Origin of the sequence: cf. Phormidesmis sp. LEGE 11477 (genome assembly GCF_015207105.1) — a bacterium.
In the GTDB taxonomy this organism is placed as follows: domain Bacteria; phylum Cyanobacteriota; class Cyanobacteriia; order Phormidesmidales; family Phormidesmidaceae; genus Phormidesmis.
Genome location: NZ_JADEXO010000022.1, coordinates 12,299 through 31,778, shown reverse-complemented (window position 1 = coordinate 31,778; position 19,480 = coordinate 12,299). Strand labels below are relative to the sequence as shown.

The 19,480-nt window shown below is 48.6% G+C and carries 5 protein-coding genes; all 5 read left to right on the top strand.

Features of this window, described 5'->3' with window-relative positions:
* Window positions 1-474: 474 nt before the first annotated feature.
* The 5 genes from IQ256_RS08985 (at window position 475) to IQ256_RS08965 (ending at window position 19,447) form a co-directional block, all read left to right on the top strand.
* Complete coding sequence (locus tag IQ256_RS08985; protein WP_193855199.1) at window positions 475-10,650, top strand: Ig-like domain-containing protein; 10,176 nt, start codon at window positions 475-477, stop codon at window positions 10,648-10,650.
* 247 nt (window positions 10,651-10,897) lie between these two features.
* Window positions 10,898-13,408 carry a DUF6851 domain-containing protein gene (locus IQ256_RS08980; RefSeq protein WP_193855198.1) on the top strand — a complete coding sequence of 837 codons (2,511 nt, stop codon included), beginning with the start codon at window positions 10,898-10,900 and terminating at the stop codon, window positions 13,406-13,408.
* 1,043 nt (window positions 13,409-14,451) lie between these two features.
* The gene (locus IQ256_RS08975) at window positions 14,452-15,849 is read left to right on the top strand and encodes a sodium/proline symporter (protein WP_193855197.1); all 1,398 of its coding nucleotides are present in this window, start codon (window positions 14,452-14,454) and stop codon (window positions 15,847-15,849) included.
* Between the two features lie 747 nt (window positions 15,850-16,596).
* Complete coding sequence (locus IQ256_RS08970; protein ID WP_193855196.1) at window positions 16,597-18,390, top strand: sedoheptulose 7-phosphate cyclase; 1,794 nt, start codon at window positions 16,597-16,599, stop codon at window positions 18,388-18,390.
* A gap of 208 nt (window positions 18,391-18,598) precedes the next feature.
* Window positions 18,599-19,447: an O-methyltransferase gene (locus IQ256_RS08965; RefSeq protein WP_193855195.1), complete on the top strand. Its 849-nt coding sequence runs from the start codon at window positions 18,599-18,601 to the stop codon at window positions 19,445-19,447.
* Window positions 19,448-19,480 lie beyond the last annotated feature (33 nt).

The following is a 19,480-nucleotide window of genomic DNA, read 5'->3' as shown; positions in this document are numbered from 1 at the left end:
GAATTGTTCTAGTTGACTTTTGTAAATAACACTTTTGGGATTTTACGGTCAATGTATACTAATCATGCGTCTTTGATAGAAAGAAAATATCTATCTAAATACTCGGGGCAGATTTGTAAGATACTCACTGTAGAGCTGGATTTCTAAGCTCTAGTAATAGGTAGATACAGCTCCTGTTGCATCGTATCTATAGAAAGGTGATTTGGGTAAAAACTTCTAAGATCGAGCTCAATCCGCGTTATTTCACTTGAGCTGTTCAGCGTGTTATTGACGGCTGAAGCTTTAAACAAATGGATAGTAATTTCGAATGTCAGCAAGCTGGTTTTAGCTTGTCAAAGCTGACATTGGAATGCTGTTCGCTTCGTCCTTCGTATGTTCTAACTTTGAGTCTCTAGTTCTTAAGAGACTTCCTCTACACTGCTGGAATTTGATCAATTTCTAAATTTGTTGTTACGTATAATTCCTTACTGAGCTATGGCTTCTAATACTGATTTCCTAGGACAAGCAGGTCCATTGTTAACGCCTGAAGAGAATGCGATCGCTCTTACGACTCCAGATCCTTTTCTTCCTGGATTGGGTCCAGTTTCTACATCTTCTGCTTCTGTTGGAACAGTTTCGCCACAGCTCTCTCAAGATGTTTTTTCTGAAGATATTCTTGCTGAAGCTATTTCCGCTGAAGATACTACTGTCACAGGCTTAGAGAGGCAGAGTTCTGGTAGCGATCGCCTCACCGGATTGGCCCTAAACGCAGCAGAGTCTGGCGCGGATCTAGTCGCGATCGCATTTGATGCCACCATTGACCACGTACTCACTGGTAGCACCACCGCCACCTTTATCCTACAGAACCAAGGTACGGCAGATGCTAGCGAGTTTGAAGTTGATATTGTCTATTCTAATGACGATGTCTTCGGCAATGACGATGACCAGGTGGTCGCCACGGTGACGATATCAACGCTATCTGTTGGCCAGGTACTGAGCCAGACAATAGACGTTCAACTGCCTTTAGGGACTCTAAACGCGAATGCACTAGCCGAAGATGCCACAGGAGAGGGCGCCGACTATGTGTCTTTGAACAAAGACTTTTTGGGTCTGGTAGTAGATGCAAAGGGTGCGATCGCCGAGAGCAACGAAACCAACAACCAGAATCAGGGCAAAGGGAAAGACCAAGACGATATCACCTACTTCCCTTGGGATATTGATGGCAATGGCCAGGTCACGCCGACCGATGCGATTTTTGCGATTAACCGGCTAGGGCAGTCGGTTGATGAGAGCAATGCCAGGGCTGATTTTGATGGGAATGGGGCGATTACGCCTACCGATGCGATCGCTGCTATTAACCGCCTTGGCTACAGCATCAATTCCGATGTCATCGAACCTGTCACACCGCTGACCACTACTATTACCGAAATTTCGCCTGCTAATGGCTCTGAAATGGTCACCCTGACAAGAGAGGCTATTGTCCGCTTTTCTAAGCGCGTTGACCCGGCAACTGTTACTAGCGAATCGATAAAATTTGTTTCGCTAGGTGCAGAAGTAGCAGGCCGATTGGTGGTCAGTAGTACTGAGAAGTTTGCCACTTTCTTCCCGAGTGAATCTTGGAATCCAAGTGCAGAAGTCAGGATTATCGTTGACGGCGATAAAATTATTGGACGAGACGGGACTGCTCTAGACGCTGACAGCGACGGCATACCGGGCGGAAAGGTAACAGCGGACTTCACTACGCTGCCCATCACGCGAATTCCTGATACGGATGTTTTTGGCTTTGTTTACGATTCTTACAACAGAAATTCAGACGGATCGAATATTCCTCTAGAAGGGGTAATAATTCGAGTAGATGCCCTACCGGAACTGACTGCGGTTACCGATGAGAACGGCTACTTCATTTTAGAAGATGTGCCAGCGCCAGAGTTTCACGTCTACATTGATGCTTCGGAGGTCGCTGACGTTCCCGAGGGAAGCCAGTATGCCAGCTTAGGTAAAGCCTTCCATAGCGTTCCGGGACAGCCTACTCGTCTGTTTATGGACGGAGAAGACTTTGATATCTACCTACCGCTGATGTCAGGCGACGATATCGTTGAACTCTCTCCTACTGAAGATACTGCTGTTGGCTTTGGCTCTAGCGCTCAGACATTCTTGGCAGAACAGTTTCCAGACGTCGATCCAGAGATTTGGGAACGCACTCAAGTAACTTTCATTGCTGGCTCCGCTCAAGATGAGCAAGGGAATGTGGCTACTCAGGCTACTATTGTGCCGGTTAATTCTGACCGCCTGCCTGCTCCGCTACCGCCCGGATTAGACCTGCCTCTAGTGATTTCGATTCAGGCGGGTGGGGACAACGGCTTCAATAGAGAAGTGGAAGGGGGTGCTACTAACTTTGATGTACCTGCACCTGTTACTTTCCCTAATCTTGATGGCCTCGCACCAGGCGAGAAGAGTTTAATTTGGTCGTTTAATCATGATGCGGCTAAGTGGGAGGTAATCGGAACCGGAACGGTCAGCGAAGATGGGAAAACTATCACCTCTGATGAAGGGGTGGGTATTCAAGCACCTGGTTGGCATGGTGTAGCACCTGGCGTTCCTGCAAATAGTGAACCACCTAGCGAACCAGAACCAGAACTCGACTACGAAGATATTAAAGAGATTCTCAATAATGATTATCAGTCTAAGATCGGGACAGCAGGCGCGGCTTTAGCGCATCAACTTGCTTGCATAGCACAAGCGGCCTGCGACAATGAGGACACATGGGGTAGCGGATTTGTCAAAGAAGTGCTCCAGGATGTGGCTAACAGCGTTAAGAACTTTGACTTTAGGGATACCTTGCCTAACGCATTGTTAGCTGGTACTCCTATCCCAGCTTATTCAGACAAGATAATTGAGCGATTACCTAACTGGGCGTTAGAGATAGGCGATACAGATATCATAAGACTAGGGGATATCTCTGCAGTTCTAGGTGGATTCGGACGTCATTTTCCCTATGAACTTCTGCCTAGTTTCTTCGCTCACGCAGATCAGCTAGATGACGAAACGCACAACATGTTTTTTGAGCAAGGTATAGTTCCGTGCTTTGATGACTTAGTTGCAGATGGTGAAATTTCTTCTTGGGCAGGTAAGGTAGCTCAAACTATCGTTCCACCATCTGCCATTGTACTTCGCGAGTTTGTTCAAGCTGTCGATAGCGTCTTGGACTTTGGTCGCGATCTCTTCAGGTCTATAGGTAGTAATTTTAGTGAAAGCACAATCGCGCCATTTAGTCAATTAGGAACAAGCAATCTTACAACAAGTTCTTTGAGCGATGAACTTCAAAACTTACCCTCTAAACTTACTAGAGAAGATCTCTATTCTACTGATATCGATTCAATTACAACGCTTGACGTAAGCGCCGAAGATCTTTTCTTTACACCGGTAGGCAGTACGCTTCAACTCAATGTTACTAAACAGAACGGAGATGGGACAGTCACCAATCTTACTTCTTCGGATACAGGGACTCAATATTTTGCGATAGTGGGAGACGAAACCGTCGAGGTGACAGAAGAGGGCTTGATGTCGATATTAGGGACTCCTAGCCCGATTGAAGCGCTAACACCATCTCTATATATTCTTGTTCGAAATGGAGATGACGTAGGTATTGGCCAATTTGCGATTACTGATATCGATACAGACGGTGATTTGATCGTTGATTCTTATGAACAACTTGTTGGACTCGATCCAAACGCAGCGAACGGTTTAGAGTCTGATTTAGATAAAGATGGGTTGGTTGATCTAGCAGAAGTGCTGCTTGGTACACTTCCTACTAATATCGATACAGATGGTGACGGCATCAATGATAGAACAGAAGTTCTGTCAGAAACAGGCGCACGTTATTCGTCTAGTAATCTGGTTACTCAAGATAGTGAGCATTACTTTTCTGTAGCTGATGTCAATACTGGATTCGTTCAAAGAGGTAAAACGAAGAAAGATGGGACCATAGATGAATTAGTTTTGTCCCAAGACAGTGAGTACGTTGTATCTTTCTTCAATTCTCAAACTTTGAAGTACGGTTCTGCTAAATTTTCAACACCTGATAATGTATCAAGCTTCAACTTACCTAAAGTAGTAATAGGAGAGTCTTCGTCACCAGACACTGATGGCGACAAACTACCAGATGTCGCAGAATTTGTGCTGGGAACATCAATCAATGATACAGACACCGATTCTGATGGTATCTCTGATTTTGCAGAGATTGAGCAGGGACTTGATCCACTAGGTGGTCAAGGTTTCCTAACCGGGATTATAGCCAATCTCCCTCTCAGTGGAGAAGCAAGAGAGGTTGTAGTAGAAGGCGCTACAAATTCTATCGAGGGTCAGACTGCTTATGTAGCCACTGGCTCTCATGGTCTGGCTATTATTGACGCTTCGCAGTTCAACAGTCCAATTGTACAGGGCCAAATCAATCTGGCAGGTGACAATATCGATGTTGCTGTCGATAGCGATGTCAATATCGCCGCTGTCGCTGGACAGAGTGGTGGTTTGCATCTGGTCGATATCTCTGATTCGATGACGCCGACACTGATCAAAACAGTCGATCTAGCAGTCAATCAGGTCGAGATCTCAGACGGAATTATCTACGCTTCTGTAGGCAACTCCGTCAAAATGCTGGATGTTTTCTCGGGTGAGGAACTCGAACCGATTGAACTATCTGGCTCAGGGTTTGTCTCTGATATCGCAGTTGAAGGCTCTACGCTTTATACCTATCTCAGCGGCTCGGATACGCTCTCCGCTATCGATATCAACAATCCTGGAACGGCTAGTGTTCTGGACGAAATCAATGTCTCAGTCGCCTCCTCTTCGGTTGGCATTTCTGTGGGTAACGGCGTTGCCTACATTGCAGGCAGCGGGCTACGCACTGTAGATGTCTCCGATCCGACAGACCTATCGCTGATCGGCGATGCTGATAGCTTCTTTACCGCTCGCGATATCGCCCTAAATGGCTCTGGCCTAGGACTAGTCGCTGCTGAAAATCAGGGCGTGGGTATCTACAGTTTGAGTGACCCTACCGATACCGACGCACTCTTCACTCAAATCGACACGGATGGCACTACTTATGATATCGCTATTGCCTCTGGCATCGCCTATGTTGCTGATGGGTCGGGCGATCTCAAGGTAATCAACTATCTGCCTTTCGACAGTCAGGGACAAGCACCCACCGTTTCTATTAGCAGCGCAGCCGATGTAGATTCTAGTCAGGCTGGTATTCAGGTGCTAGAAGGTGCTTCGGTACCCATTCAGGTTGATGTCACCGACGACGTTCAGGTCCGCAATGTGGAACTGCTAATCGACGGAGAGGTAGTCAGTAACGATGTTTCGTTCCCCTTCGATTTGAATGCTGTTGCCCTTAGCAATTCCCCTCTAGGGACTAGCGTAGACATTCAGGTTCGCGCTACTGATACGGGCGGTAACAGCGCTCTTTCTAATGTACTGACAGTTGATCTAGTTCCTGACACATTTGCGCCAGAAATCACCAGCACTTCGCCATCAGAAGGCACTCGTCGCCGGGCAATTTCTGGATTCTCTGTGCGCTTTAATGAACCGATTGACCCAGATCTGCTGACCGAAAGCGGCATCAAACTACGCAACTTGGGAGAAGACGGCACCGCTGGTGGCGGTGATGATAGCGAAATTACCCTTTCAAACTACCAGCTCAGCGAATCTGGCCGGACATTATTTATCACCGCACCGTCAGAAGACATCTTTACGGCCGGAAATTATGAGTTGCGGATTGCCCCGGCTGTGATTAGTGATCGCGCTGGCAACAACCGCACCGAAGCCTTCACCCTCGCCTTCACCAAGCGCTCTGTCAGTGACCCTCTCACCTTTGGTGAACTCATTGAAGACGCTATCTTCGAACCCGGTGAAGACCAGATCTTCACCTTTACAGGCACCGCCGGACAGCGAATATTCTTCGATGGAACAGACAGTACCTTCGGGATTAATGCACGTTTGCTCAGTCCTAGTGGAGCTAGTGTCAGCAGTCTCTCTACTGCTAGCGACAGCAACCCTATCAGCTTGCTAGAGAGCGGAACCTATCAGTGGGTTATCACTGGCAGCGGTAACACAACTGGCGACTATAGTTTCCGAGTCTTCGATCTCACAACGGCTGACACCTTGACGCTAGATACTGACGTGAACGGTACCCTAGACCCCGGTAGCTCGGCCGCTCTATACCAGTTTGAAGGCATCGCTGGACAGCAGCTATTCTTCGATGGCCAAAGTGCCGACAGCGGCAGCACTTTCTATCTCTATGGGCCAGGTAATCAACAAATTATCGCTCGCGCTACCCGCTCAGACCAAGCGATTGAGCTACCTGGAGAAGGTACCTATACTGTTGCCATCAGAGGCTTTGCTAACGAATCACACAATTTCAGCTTTAGACTCAGCACGCCCGATACAACAGAAACAGCGCTGACTTTGGGAGATGCCGTTTCTAGTAGCATCAGCGAACCAGGCGAGGTCGATGTCTACACCTTTGAGGGTAGCGCTGGTCAACAGCTCTTCTACGATGGTTTCAATAGCGATGCTAGCCTTGTCTTTAGGCTGCTCACTCCTAGTGGCGATAACGTTAGCAACTTCTTCACTAGCTTTACTAACAGCGATAGAGAATCGATCAACTTGCTAGAAGATGGCACCTATCAACTGGTAGTCAGCGGGAATGGTGGTATCAACACAGGCGACTATGGCTTCCAGCTGACTGACCTCTCGACAGTCACAGCCTTACAGCTAGACACTGACATTACTGGCACCCTAGATCCTGGTAGTTCAGCCGCCTTGTACCAGTTTGAAGGAACCAAAGGCCAACAGCTCTTCTTCGATGGGCAGAGTACTGACAATAGCAGCACCTTCTATCTCTACGGTCCAGGCAACCAGCAGCTTGCCGCTCGCAGTACCCTTTCAGACCAGGCGATCGAGCTACCCGGAGCGGGTACCTATACTGTTGCAATTAGAGGCTTTGCTACTGAAGCCAATGACTTTAGCTTCAGACTCAGCACGCCTGATACAACAGAAACAGCGCTAACTCTGGGAGATACCGTTTCTGGCAGCATCAGCGAACCGGGCGAAGTTGATGTCTACACCTTCGAAGGCAGCGCTGGTCAACAACTTTTCTACGACGGCTTTAATAGCGATGCCAGCTTATTCTTTAGGCTGCTCAGTCCTAGCGGCGAGAATGTCATTAACTTCTTTTCTAGCTCGACTGGCAATGATAGAGAATCAATCAACCTGTTAGAGAATGGTACCTATCAACTGATTGTCAACGACAATGGCGGTAGTAACACAGGCGACTACGGTTTCCAGCTGGCTGACTTGGCGACAGTCGAAGTCCTACAGCTAGACACTGACGTGAGTGGCACCCTGGACCCCGGTAGTTCAGCAGCCTTGTACCAGTTTGAAGGCACGGCCGGGCAGCAGCTCTTCTTCGATGGACAGAGTACCAACAATGGCAGCACTTTCTATCTCTACGGTCCGGGCAATCAACAAATCACTGCTCGTAGTACCCGCTCAGACCAGGTGATCGCCCTACCTGGAGAAGGTACGTATACTGTTGCTATTAGAGGCTTTGCCAACGAAGCCAATGACTTTAGCTTCAGACTCAGCACGCCTGATACAACAGAAATAGCGCTGACTTTAGGAAATGCCGTTTCTAGTAGCATCAGCGAACCGGGAGAGGTCGATGTCTACACCTTTGAAGGTAGCGCTGGTCAAAAGCTCTTCTACGATGGTTTCAATAGCGATGCTAGCCTTGTCTTCAATCTGATCAGTCCTAGCGGCGATAATGTTAGTAACTTCTTCACTAGCTTTACTAGTAGCGATAGGGAATCAATCAATCTGTTGGAGAATGGTACCTATCGACTAATCGTCAACGGGAACGGTGGTATCAACGTAGGCGACTATGGCTTCCAGCTAACCGACCTGACGACAGTCGATACCTTGGTGCTAGATACTGACATCAGTGGCACGCTAGACCCCGGTAGCTCAGCTGCTCTGTACCAGTTGGAGGGCGTAGCTGGACAGCAACTCTTCTTCGACGGACAGAGTACTGATAACGGCAGCACCTTCTATCTCTACGGGTCAGGTAATCAACAGCTTGCTGCTCGTAGTACCCGCTTTGACCAGGCGATCGCCCTACCTGGAGATGGCACCTACTTTGTCGCAATTAGAGGCTCTGCTAACGAAGCTAACGACTTTAGCTTTAGACTCACAGAACAACCCTTCGAAGCACCAGAACCCGTAGTTGGAGAGGCGCTCACTCTGGGGACGCTTACAGAAGGCGCGATCGCAGTGGCTGACGAAGTAGACACGTACCTTTTCGATGGCACCGCAGGACAAAGGCTCTACTACGATGGCATCAGTGGTATTGCCTCTATCGATGCGAGTTTAGTCAGCCCTAGCGGAGTCACTGTCTTCAGCTTTAACAATGCCAACAGAGACAGAGGCCCAATCACCCTACTCGAATCAGGTGAGTATCAGCTGCGCTTAGATGGCTCTGGCAGCACTACTGGCGACTACGGCTTCCAGCTACTCGATTTAGCGGAGGCGACCGACCTTCCATTCGATACAGTCGTTAGCGGCACGTTAGAGGCTGGCAGAGCTACAGACTTCTTCCAGTTCGAGGGCACGGCTGGGCAGCAGCTATTCATCGAAGGCTTGGGTGAGCAGTCCGGCGGTACCTTCTATCTCTATGGTTCCAACAACCAGCAGGTAACTGCAGTGAACTTCGTTGGGAATCTTGACATCACTCTACCGGGGACAGGCACCTACTACCTAGCCGCAGAAAGCTTCAGTGACGTAGCCCTTGATTACAGTTTCCAGATCATCACCAATACAGCCAGCACCACGGTACTGACGCTAGGTGACCCGGTCACCAGTACGATTAGCAAGGGTGGCGAAGTCGATGTCTATACCTTTAGCGCCACTGCCGGACAAAGGCTTTACTACGACGGCATCAGCGGTAGCACTTCTATCGATGCGAGTTTAGTCAGTCCTAGCGGCGTTGTTGTCTTCAGCTTTAATAATGTCAATAACGACAGAGGCCCCATCTCCCTGCTCGAATCAGGCGAGTATCAACTGCGCTTAGATGGCTCTGGCAGTACTACTGGCGACTACAGCTTCCAGCTACTTGATTTGGCAGAGGCGACCAATCTGGCATTCAATACGGTTGTTAGCAGCACGCTAGAGGCTGGCAGAGACACAGACTTCTTCCAGTTCGAGGGCACGGCTGGGCAGCAGCTATTCATCGAAGGCTTGGGTGAGCAGTCTGGCGGTATCTTCTATCTCTATGGTCCTAACAACCAGCAGGTAACCGCAGCTAACTTCATCAGTAGTTTTGATATCACCCTACCGGGGACAGGCACCTACTACCTAGCCGCAGAAAGCTTCAGTGACGTAGCCCTCGACTACAGTCTCCAAATCAGTACGCCTAGCGTCAGTACAACAGCGCTGACGCTAGGCGAGACGGTCACCAGTACGATTAGCGAGGGCGGCGAAGTCGATGTCTATACCTTTAGCGCCACTGCCGGACAAAGACTCTACTACGACGGCATCAGCGGTAGCGCTTCTATCGATGCCAGTTTAGTCAGCACTAGCGGCGTCACTGTCTTCAGCTTTAACAATGTCAATAACGACAGAGGCCCCATCTCCCTGCTTGAATCGGGCGAGTATCAGCTGCGCTTAGATGGCTCTGGTAGCACGACTGGCGACTACAGCTTCCAGCTACTCGACCTGGCAGAGGGCACCGACCTTACCTTCGATACAGTCGTTAGCGGCACGCTAGAGGCTGGCAGAGACACAGACTTCTTCCAGTTCGAGGGCACGGCTGGGCAGCAGCTATTCATCGAAGGCTTGGGCGAGCAATCTAATGGCATCTTCTATCTCTATGGTTCCAACAACCAGCAGGTAACCGCAGTCAACTTTGTCAGCAGTATTGACATCACCCTGCCGGGCACAGGCACCTACTACCTAGCCGCAGAAAGCTTCAGTGATGTAGCACTCGACTACAGTTTCCGAATCGGTACGCCTAGCGTCAGTACAACAGCGCTGACGCTAGGCGAGACGGTCACCAGTACGATTAGCGAGGGTGGCGAAGTCGATGTCTATACCTTCACGGGTACGGCTGGTCAGCGTATCTTCTTCGACGGGCTTGGGGGTGATAATTTCAGCCTGTTTGCAAGCTTAGTGAGTCCGAGTGGCATCAACAATCTCAGCTTTGTCAGACCTGCAAACAACACAGCGCCGATCACGCTACTCGAATCAGGCGAATACCAGCTGCGCTTAGATGGTTCAGGTACTGCGACTGGCGACTACAGCTTCCGGTTGTTGAATGCTAGAACCGCTGCGCCACTGCCAATTGGTTCTACGATTTCAGGAACGCTGAATCCTGGCACCGCTACTCGTATCTTTACCTTTGAAGGAACAGCCAATCAGAATCTCTCTTTTGAAGAGCTGGGCAGTCGTCGATTTGGTGGCATCTTTAAACTGTACGGTCCCGGAAATCAGTCGATTGTGTCTCGAAACCTCGGTTTCGACTTCGAGGTAACACTGCCTGGTAGTGGGCAGTATCTACTTGCTCTAGAAGGTAGTGATGCAGACGAGGCGGTGAATTACCGGTTCCGAGTTGTGTAGGCTGCACCGCTTTGACTCCGACATATTGAAAAGACGCAAAGCAGCCATTCTTAGGACAAAGGAGAGAATGCACCATCTCTCTTAAAGGGTTCAATTTACTTCTCTTACGAGATTCTCTATGAAACGCACCTAGCTTGATTAACCTCGAACATTCCGGACATCTGCGGTATTCGGATGTCTAGAGCGTTCGAGATATCAAGCCAAAAGAAAACCTTCTGTACTATCTAGTTCGTAAGACCAAAAAACAATGTCTGACATTCAGCTTTCTCTAAACCCAGACACTCAACTCGTTACAGTTGAAGAATTTTCTCCTACTGTCTCAGTCCAGTGGGATAGAGTTGTACAACAAGCGGTAATCGACACGAGTGTCGGTCCTACGATCGCTGCTCGTGCCTATGCCATTATGCATACGGTTATGTACGATGCCTGGTCTGCCTATAGCCTGGAGGCCATTTCCACCCAAACCGACGACGATCTTCAAAGACCCACAGCAGAGCATACAAACGCTAACAAAATCGAAGCGATGAGCTTCGCAGCCTATCGAGTACTGACAGAACTCTTTCCAGAAGATGAGAATAAAGCTCTCTTCAACAGTCTGATGACCATACTGGGTCTAGAGACCAGCAACGATACTACCAACACAGCTACCGCCGCTGGCATTGGCAATGTGTCCGCTGAGGCTCTAATGGCAGTCCGCCGCGCCGACGGATCAAATCGGGAAAACGGCTACGTCGACACTATTGGCTATGAGCCAGTCAACGTAGATGCCAACAACATTGTCAATCTACAAAAGTGGACCTCTGAATCTGTTCCGATTGATACCATTGACTCTATCCTAGCAGGCGCTGATTCCACAGTCGATCAGCAAAAATTTCTGACGCCTCAGTGGTCTACTGTGACGCCTTTCGCCTTAGACGCTCCTGATGCTTTGCGCCCTGATGCACCAGTTCCTTTCTTACTAGTAGAGGCAACAGTTGATCTAGAAAACGGTACGATCACCCTGGCCGGTGAGACTGAGGCTAAAGTGATCACTGCCGATATGGTAGGGCTGGTAGACGAACCCGGTAAATTCATCAACCAATCGTTCATCGCTCAAGCAGAGCAGGTGATATCAGCAAGTGCTAACCTCACTGATAGACAGAAGCTGATCGCAGAATTCTGGGAAGACGGTGGCGGCACGTCCTTTCCACCAGGGACCTGGCAGACGTTTGGTGAGTTTGTCTCAGCAAGGGATCGCAATAGGATAGACGAGGATGCACTGCTGTTCTTTAGCCTCAGTAATGCGATGCTCGATGCTAGTATCGCGACCTGGGAATCGAAAGTCTTTTATGACTACGTGCGTCCGGTTCGTGCTATCAGAGAGCTGGGCAAACTGGGGCTGCTAAATAATGGCACGCTGGGCACGGACGAAATCACTGGGGAAACTGGGTTTGTAATTCAGGTATGGGGAGGTCTGAATCAGGGAACAAGAACCATACTCGCTGATAATTTCTTGACCTATCAGACGCCGGGAGGAGATGTCTCTCCGCCATTTGCAGAATATACTTCTGGGCACAGTTCCTTCAGTGCGGCAGGCGCAGAAATCCTGAAGCGGTTTACAGGGAGTGACAGTTTTGGGGCTGAGGTTACCTTTGAAGCAGGATCTTCTCGTTTCGAGAATCTGTTGACACCGACAGAAGAGATTACTTTAGAGTGGGATACGTTTACGCAAGCCGCTGACGAAGCTGGCCTCTCTCGTATCTATGGCGGAATTCACTTTGAAGACGGTGATTTGAACGGTAGAGCACTGGGTCGAGAGGTCGCTGATAGTGTCTGGAGCAAAGTCCAAGGTCTTGCAAAGGACGCAGATATCATCACCCTTGATTTTATAGCAGATAAGTTTAGCATCGACTCAGAATTAGGCTTCTTTGTTGTAGATGATGCGAATGGCACCATAGACGGTCTCTTGCCAGATAATGAGGGCTATCTGGTTGCCGCAATGGCTCGTTCTGCTGTTCTCTTTTCTGCGCTGCCTGAATCTGCTGATGTAGAAGCTAGTTTAGAAGCTATCAGTACTCGCTCTTTTTTGAAGGGCACCTATGTTAGCTTCTTCTCAATCAGTGACGGAACGGTTGATGCTTTCCTGAGCAGTGGTGATGGACAGGTATCACTGTTCGAGACTGTACTAATTGACGAGACTAGCGAACTGGATTTGACGATAGCTGATCTCAATGTAACGGCGACAGTAGTAATCTCAGCAGAAATAGGTCACGGACTACAAGGGAGCGCCTCAGCAGAAATCCTTGACCTCACAGGATTGGACGCTGCCGTAGAGGCTATATTTACAGTTCAAAGAGAAGCTGCTTTTGAGAACGTTGTGGGATTCTATACCATCGATGACCTGACGGGGAGAATTACTGATGCTGAGGGTAATGTTTTCGATCCGGAGAGTACAACAGACTATATCCAAGCCACACTCGCGAACCGAGTTGCCGATCTCTCGCTATCTTCTTTGAACAACAGCGTGAGCGCACTCTCCACTACGATAGAGGTAGGTCAGATTTTGGCTCCCTTCATAGTAGTAGATGGCACAATTGACGAATTGCTGGACGGCGATGCTGACAACGATCCTGCTATCTACTTCCCATTCCTAGGCGCAAATTCAGACGGTGTTGATCACGTTCGACTGTTTGGAAACAATACCTTCGGTTTTGAAGACCTAGCAAACGGTGGAGATCAAGACTTTGATGATGTGATTATTCAGGTAGAGTTTGTTTAATAAGGGCGTCAGATGCAAGAAGTATCAGGCTTGAAACTGTGCTGTGTCGTTACACCTTGAGCTTATCAAGCCAAACTGTCGGCGACCTACTCAAACTGCTACCAAATCTAGAATACATCGCCGCAGAAAGGGACTTCTTACGTGACTACGTTCTGACCGACTCGCAGTCCACTGCCGCCATCAGCAGTTACGTAGTTTGGGGTGAAACCTGTGCCATGAAATTTATCAGATCCATCAATGCGCTTTTTCTCTCATCCATTTACTTCTCGAAACATAGTCCAAACGGCTAATGTTGGCCCTTTTATTGGGGTAAAGTTGGGGTAGTGGAAATATTCATGCGCTGAAATCACTGAAAAATCAGCATTTCTCATAGCCTTCCAAGCTAATGATGGGGGTTCGATTCCCCCTACCCGCTTTCACTTATACAGTGACATATCATTTGTTATTGGTGACGTCTCGATGTCACTAGCGTTAGATCCATGACCTCAAGACATATCGGATTAAAAAGTCATTGGCTCAGTCAGCTTTAAGTCGTTTGTTCATTTTATGACTCTTAGGTGACTCTTTAACAATAGATTTCTAGTAGTTTGTTTTTCCATGATTCAGAGAAATATCTTAGTCGGTGGTGACAGAATTTTTCATACTCTTCCTTGAGTTGTTGTGCTTTCGATTTAGTTTCCCCTTCCTGAGCGAGTGCCTAGCAACTAAACGATTCTTAGGCTCAACTATCCGGTAGTGATGCTGTGCTCCATCCACCTCGAAAGTTGCTCTCTCTAGTCGATGCTGCCAAAGCCTAGAGGTCCTTGTTCAAAACGCTGTGCTGCCGTAAGTGATAGCACTGGTGCAGCAGGCTTGAGAGTTAGCAACACCCGTTCAGTGGCATAGTCTTGAAGCGTGCCTTTGAGAGCTGCTGTATCTTATCTTCTTAGTCTCCTATGAAAGTCGCTAGCTCTATCATCAAAGCGGGCTAAGCGCTTACCAACAAAGGTACATTTGTCTGACTACAAAAATTGTTATTGATATAGCAGTCTAAAGAACGACTTATGATATCTACCGCACTTACGTTTATTGGCTTTGTCATACTATTCACGGTTGTTGGTCTCTACTCGTCAACGCAAAAGCAAGATACTACAGCCGATTATCTACTGGCTGGCAGAACAGTCGGCCCTTGGCTAGTTGCTCTTTCAGCGCTTTCTACTGGGCAGAGCGGATTCTTATTCACAGCGCAGGTAGGATACGCTTACACGCAGGGAATTTCTTCGATTTGGCTGGCGATCGGCTGGGCAATCGGCGACTATCTCTCCTGGCTGCTGGTGTTTAAACAGCTAAGAGAGACTTCAGAAGCCTCGGATTCGGAAACGGTGCCGGCTTTTCTAGCGCAAAAGCAAAAAGGCCATCGGCTGATTTCGGCTGTTTCTGCGCTAATTACCATTTTCTTTCTAGGTGCTTACGCGGCTGCTCAGCTTCTAGCTGGCAGTAAGGCGTTGAGCAGTATCTTTGGCTGGAACTATGCCTGGGGCGTGATTATTGGTGCGGTGATTGTTGTTGCCTACTGCTTTTCGGGCGGCATTCGCGCTTCTATCTGGACAGATGCGGTCCAAACGGTGGTGATGATTGGCGCTCTGCTAGTGCTGCTGTTTGTGACGGTTGATGCGGCGGCTGGGATAGGCAATATTTATGCGGCGCTCGGGGATGCCGATAGTCGCCTAGTTGCTTTGTTTCCGCCTGATTTGGGCTGGGGATTCTGGCCGTTTTTTATCGGCTGGATAGTCGCTGGGTTTGGTGGGGTCGGACAGCCCCATATTGTAGTCAGAGCAATGGCACTCGATTCTGCCGAGCATATGGGCAAAGCTAGAGATATCAGAACGATTTGCGGCTTGGTGACTGCCTTTTCAGCGATCGCAATCGGTCTGGCTGGTCGGGTGCTGTTGCCGCAGCTAGACGATCCTGAACTAGCCCTGCTGGCTCTATCTAGCGATCTGTTGCCTGGGGTGCTAGTCGGCGTGATGCTAGCTGGCCTATTCGCCGCCACTATCTCTACAGCCGATTCCCAGATTCTCTCTTGCTCGGCGGCGCTAACTCAAGATCTGTTCCCTAAAATGTCGCACTCCTATCGGCTAGTCAAAGTCGGTACTTTGGTAGTGACGGCAATTGTGCTAGCGATCGCACTCGCTAACAACGAAAGCGTCTTTAGACTGATCATCTTTGCCTGGTCGATCTTAGCGTCTGGTCTAGGCGTGCTGCTGGTGCTGAGGTCATGGCAAAAGCCAGTTTCTACAGCCTGTGCGATCACCATGATGCTAGCCGGGGTTGCAGTAGCTGTTCTTTGGAGACAGGCTGGACTTTCTGGCGACCTATACGAAGTTCTACCGGGTATGGCAGCAGGTCTAGCAGTCTACGCAGGTTTTCGTTTAGCAGAGCGCCGGCCTGTTACGCAGTAGAGTGTCAGCAGATTGCCATATCAGCAGATCGAATACGAGCTCAAAATGTAGTCAAGAGATCTGTAAACTTTGAACTTTGTATAAGTTTTTTTGCGTTTATCCCCATTCAAATAGGCCATAAAGCCAGGGACCGCGCGGTGAACAAGAACAAAGTAGCCAAAAGGGTGCTTGACTTCGCGACAAAGTTATTAATACGTCGCCTATGCTACAGAAATGTTGTAAAAAAACAGACAAGGGGACGCAGTTTTCTACCTAAATTTGATAGTTTTCTCTCGAAAGATACATTGACTAGCCGCTCTCCGTATGGAGTAAAGAACAGTATTTTTTTTGATAGATACTCTTTGAGCACAAACAACCTGTTTTGATACCGTGTTATCTTGATGAGAGATTAGTACAAGTGCTTTAATAACAGAACCAAGAAAAGTCTCGAAGAAAAAATAACTAGAAAAGATTAACTATCAGCAATGACCCTCAGTAGAACAGCCTAGTCCAATTGAAGCGGCAGCCAAGCTTTAGAAGATTTCATTTTTAAGTATGAGATCATAATTCTGAATGCGCCAAATTATTTTTGTGCTGGGGTTTTCTCAGCCAGCATTCTCTAGCTGGCATTCTCTAGTACGTTAATCTGTCCTAGGCTGCTGATAAAGAGTGGACGCGATCACTTTTTCGTTAGCTCAACTCAACTCGCTTGTTCTATCTAGTGAGATTTCTTCATCGTTTGTGCATCAGTCGCTACTTAGCCCAGATATGACCTCATCTACTGCCCCTATGTCCGTCGTTTCTGTATTTCAGGGTTTTATTGCCCACCAAAAAGAAAAGCCGTTAGCTACGACTTTTAATTTAAGGCACGATCTCGAAGCGCTCTTCTCTACCGAAGTATTCAACAATTTGATCTTGACGTTTGTAGACAGCGCCGCATTTTCTGCATCCCTAGGAAAAGAGTTTGCTGCTGTCGAGGCGATCGCCGGAATATCCGCCTGTCGCCGCCTTAGAAGCTGTCTGAACTTCTCTTTAGGCCAGTTCTTCATGACGCTGGCCGAGCTGCTCTATGCGTTTGATACCGCTATAGGAGAACGATGGTATGCGCTCGCCAATCGGGTGCTTCAGTCTGAGTTGAAAGATACAAAAGTGTTGAGCTTTCTTTTGCAAGGAGAGCGAAAAGACTTCTATATAGACCTTGTAGGGCAGCTGACTGAATCGAACCCACATGCTATTTATCCCACCTCTTGCTTTAGAGAAAGCGCTGGATTTGTTGAGAGCACAGCAGACGATCAGACGGTAGAAGCAGTTGTCAGCACTAGCACTTTTACCACTGTCAAGATTGTTGATAATACGCTAAATGTCGAGAACCTACTGCTAAGAAATATCTATATTTCGCATGGACGCTGTGTCTGTTTGATCGATCAAAACGTAGAACAGTATTACGGGGAAAGGTTAGAGCACTACTTCGCGCATCACAACATTCCGCTACAAAAGCAAGTGCATAGGGCAATGGAGGTCGATAAAGGCATCTATACCGTAGAGAAAATGCTGGGCGAGTTTAAGCAGCTAGGCGTTTCGCGTAATGAGCCCGTTTTGCTAGTAGGCGGCGGCGTTCTAGCAGATACCGGAGGGCTAGCCTGCGCGCTCTACCATCGCAATACGCCCTACGTAATGCTCTCTACCTCGATTGTTGCTGGCGTCGATGCCGGACCGTCTCCTCGTACCTGTTGCGACGGCTTTGGCTACAAGAACCTTTTTGGAGCCTACCACCCCCCGATTCTCTCTATTACCGATCGTTTCTTCTTTAGTACGCTTAGAGAAGGCTGGCTGCGTCACGGCATCATTGAGATTATTAAGATGGCCGTTGTTAAAGACCTGGAGCTGTTTGAATATTTAGAAGCAGCTGGCCCTAGACTGATCTCTACCCGGTTTGGCACCATAGATACCCAGGGAGATGACACAATCGATCCGCTCTCCCAAAAGATTCTAGGCGGTGCTATCCGTAGCTATGTTGCAGCTGAATACAATAATCTCTACGAAACGCACCAGTGTCGCCCTCACGCCTATGGCCATACGTGGTCTCCTGGGTTTGAGATTGAGGCGGGCTTACTGCACGGTCATGCGGTTGCTATTGGGATGGGATTCGGTGCGTATCTTAGCTACCGGATGAGCTGGATTAGCGAAGCAGAGTGCCACCGAATTATGAAGCTAATTAGCTCATTCGGCCTGAGCCTGTGGCATGACGTTCTCAACAACAAAGAGACGCTGTGGGCTTCGCAGCAAAAGATTTTTCAAAAGCGAGGTCAAAATCTAGTTGCGCCTTTGCCTAAGGGCAAAATTGGCCAGTGTGGCTACTTGAATGAGCTGAGTCAGCAAACGCTGTTCCAGGCAATCGACGAATATGCCTCTCTCTGTGCTAGCTACCCTAGAGGCGGCTGGGGCATTGAACCACACTGTAGCGACGTTGGGCTAGAAGATCCCTCTACCGTCGGTCAACCGCTGTCTTCGCCGCTGCTATCAGAGCAGGAGAATTCTCTAGAAGCGCTATCGCTAGCGTAGTGTTGGATTGAAACTTGGAAAGTGCGATCTTTTGTCGTTTCTTGTTCAAAGACGATAAAGATCGCATCTATAGAAATATTTGTCGCCATCGCTGGTGATTAGCGTAATAGTGTTCATAAGATGATTGCTCACCTAAAAGCACGAATTACAAGAGTAAACCAGCCCCAAGCAGCCCATCTCAATATAACTAAAGCATAACAATCACACTATGCCCACAAAACAAACACCCTTGCCAGCAGCTCGTCCGGTCACTCCCCACGGCATCCTAGTTCAGCAGCTACAGCAGCTTCAAACCGCCGCCGAACAAGAGTCTGTAACAGCACAGTTCAAGGCGGATCTATCGCAGGTAGCTCGTCTGGCCGCAGGGCTCGATCCCTATCTGGAGGCTTGTACAACGGCTGAATCCACTGCGCTCGCGCAGCTGGTTAAGGCCACACAACAAGAAGACTGGAGTCAGCGTTTTGACGATGGTGCGACTGTCAAAGAACTAGAGCAGGAAATGCTTTCAGGCCATATTGAAGGGCAGTTTCTGAAGATGCTAGTAGCGATTAGTCAGGCTAAGAGAGTGCTAGAGATTGGCATGTTTACCGGATATTCTGCTTTGGCGATCGCAGAAGCCCTTCCCAAAGATGGATTGCTAGTTGCCTGTGAAGTAGACGCCTATGCCGCTGAGTTTGCCCAGCGCTGCTTTTCGACCTCTGCTCATGGCCACAAGATCCAGGTAAAAGTAGCCCCGGCGATCGAGACATTGCGCGATCTAGCTTCAGTGGGCGAGCCATTTGATTTGGCCTTTATCGACGCGGACAAGGGCGGCTATATTGAGTACGTCAATCTCTTACTAGAGTCTCCTCTACTGACCCCCAACGGATTCATCTGTATAGACAATACGCTCATGCAGGGTCAGCCCTATCTAGATACGGCCAATCGGACGGCTAACGGCGAGGCGATTACCCGCTTCAATCAGTTTCTAGCCGAAGACGATCGCGTAGAGCAGGTGATGCTGCCTATTCGAGATGGTTTTACCCTAGTCAAGCGTTGTTCTAGTCCGTTTTCATAGCTCTTTCTATTCGTAGCTTCTCCTATTATCAAT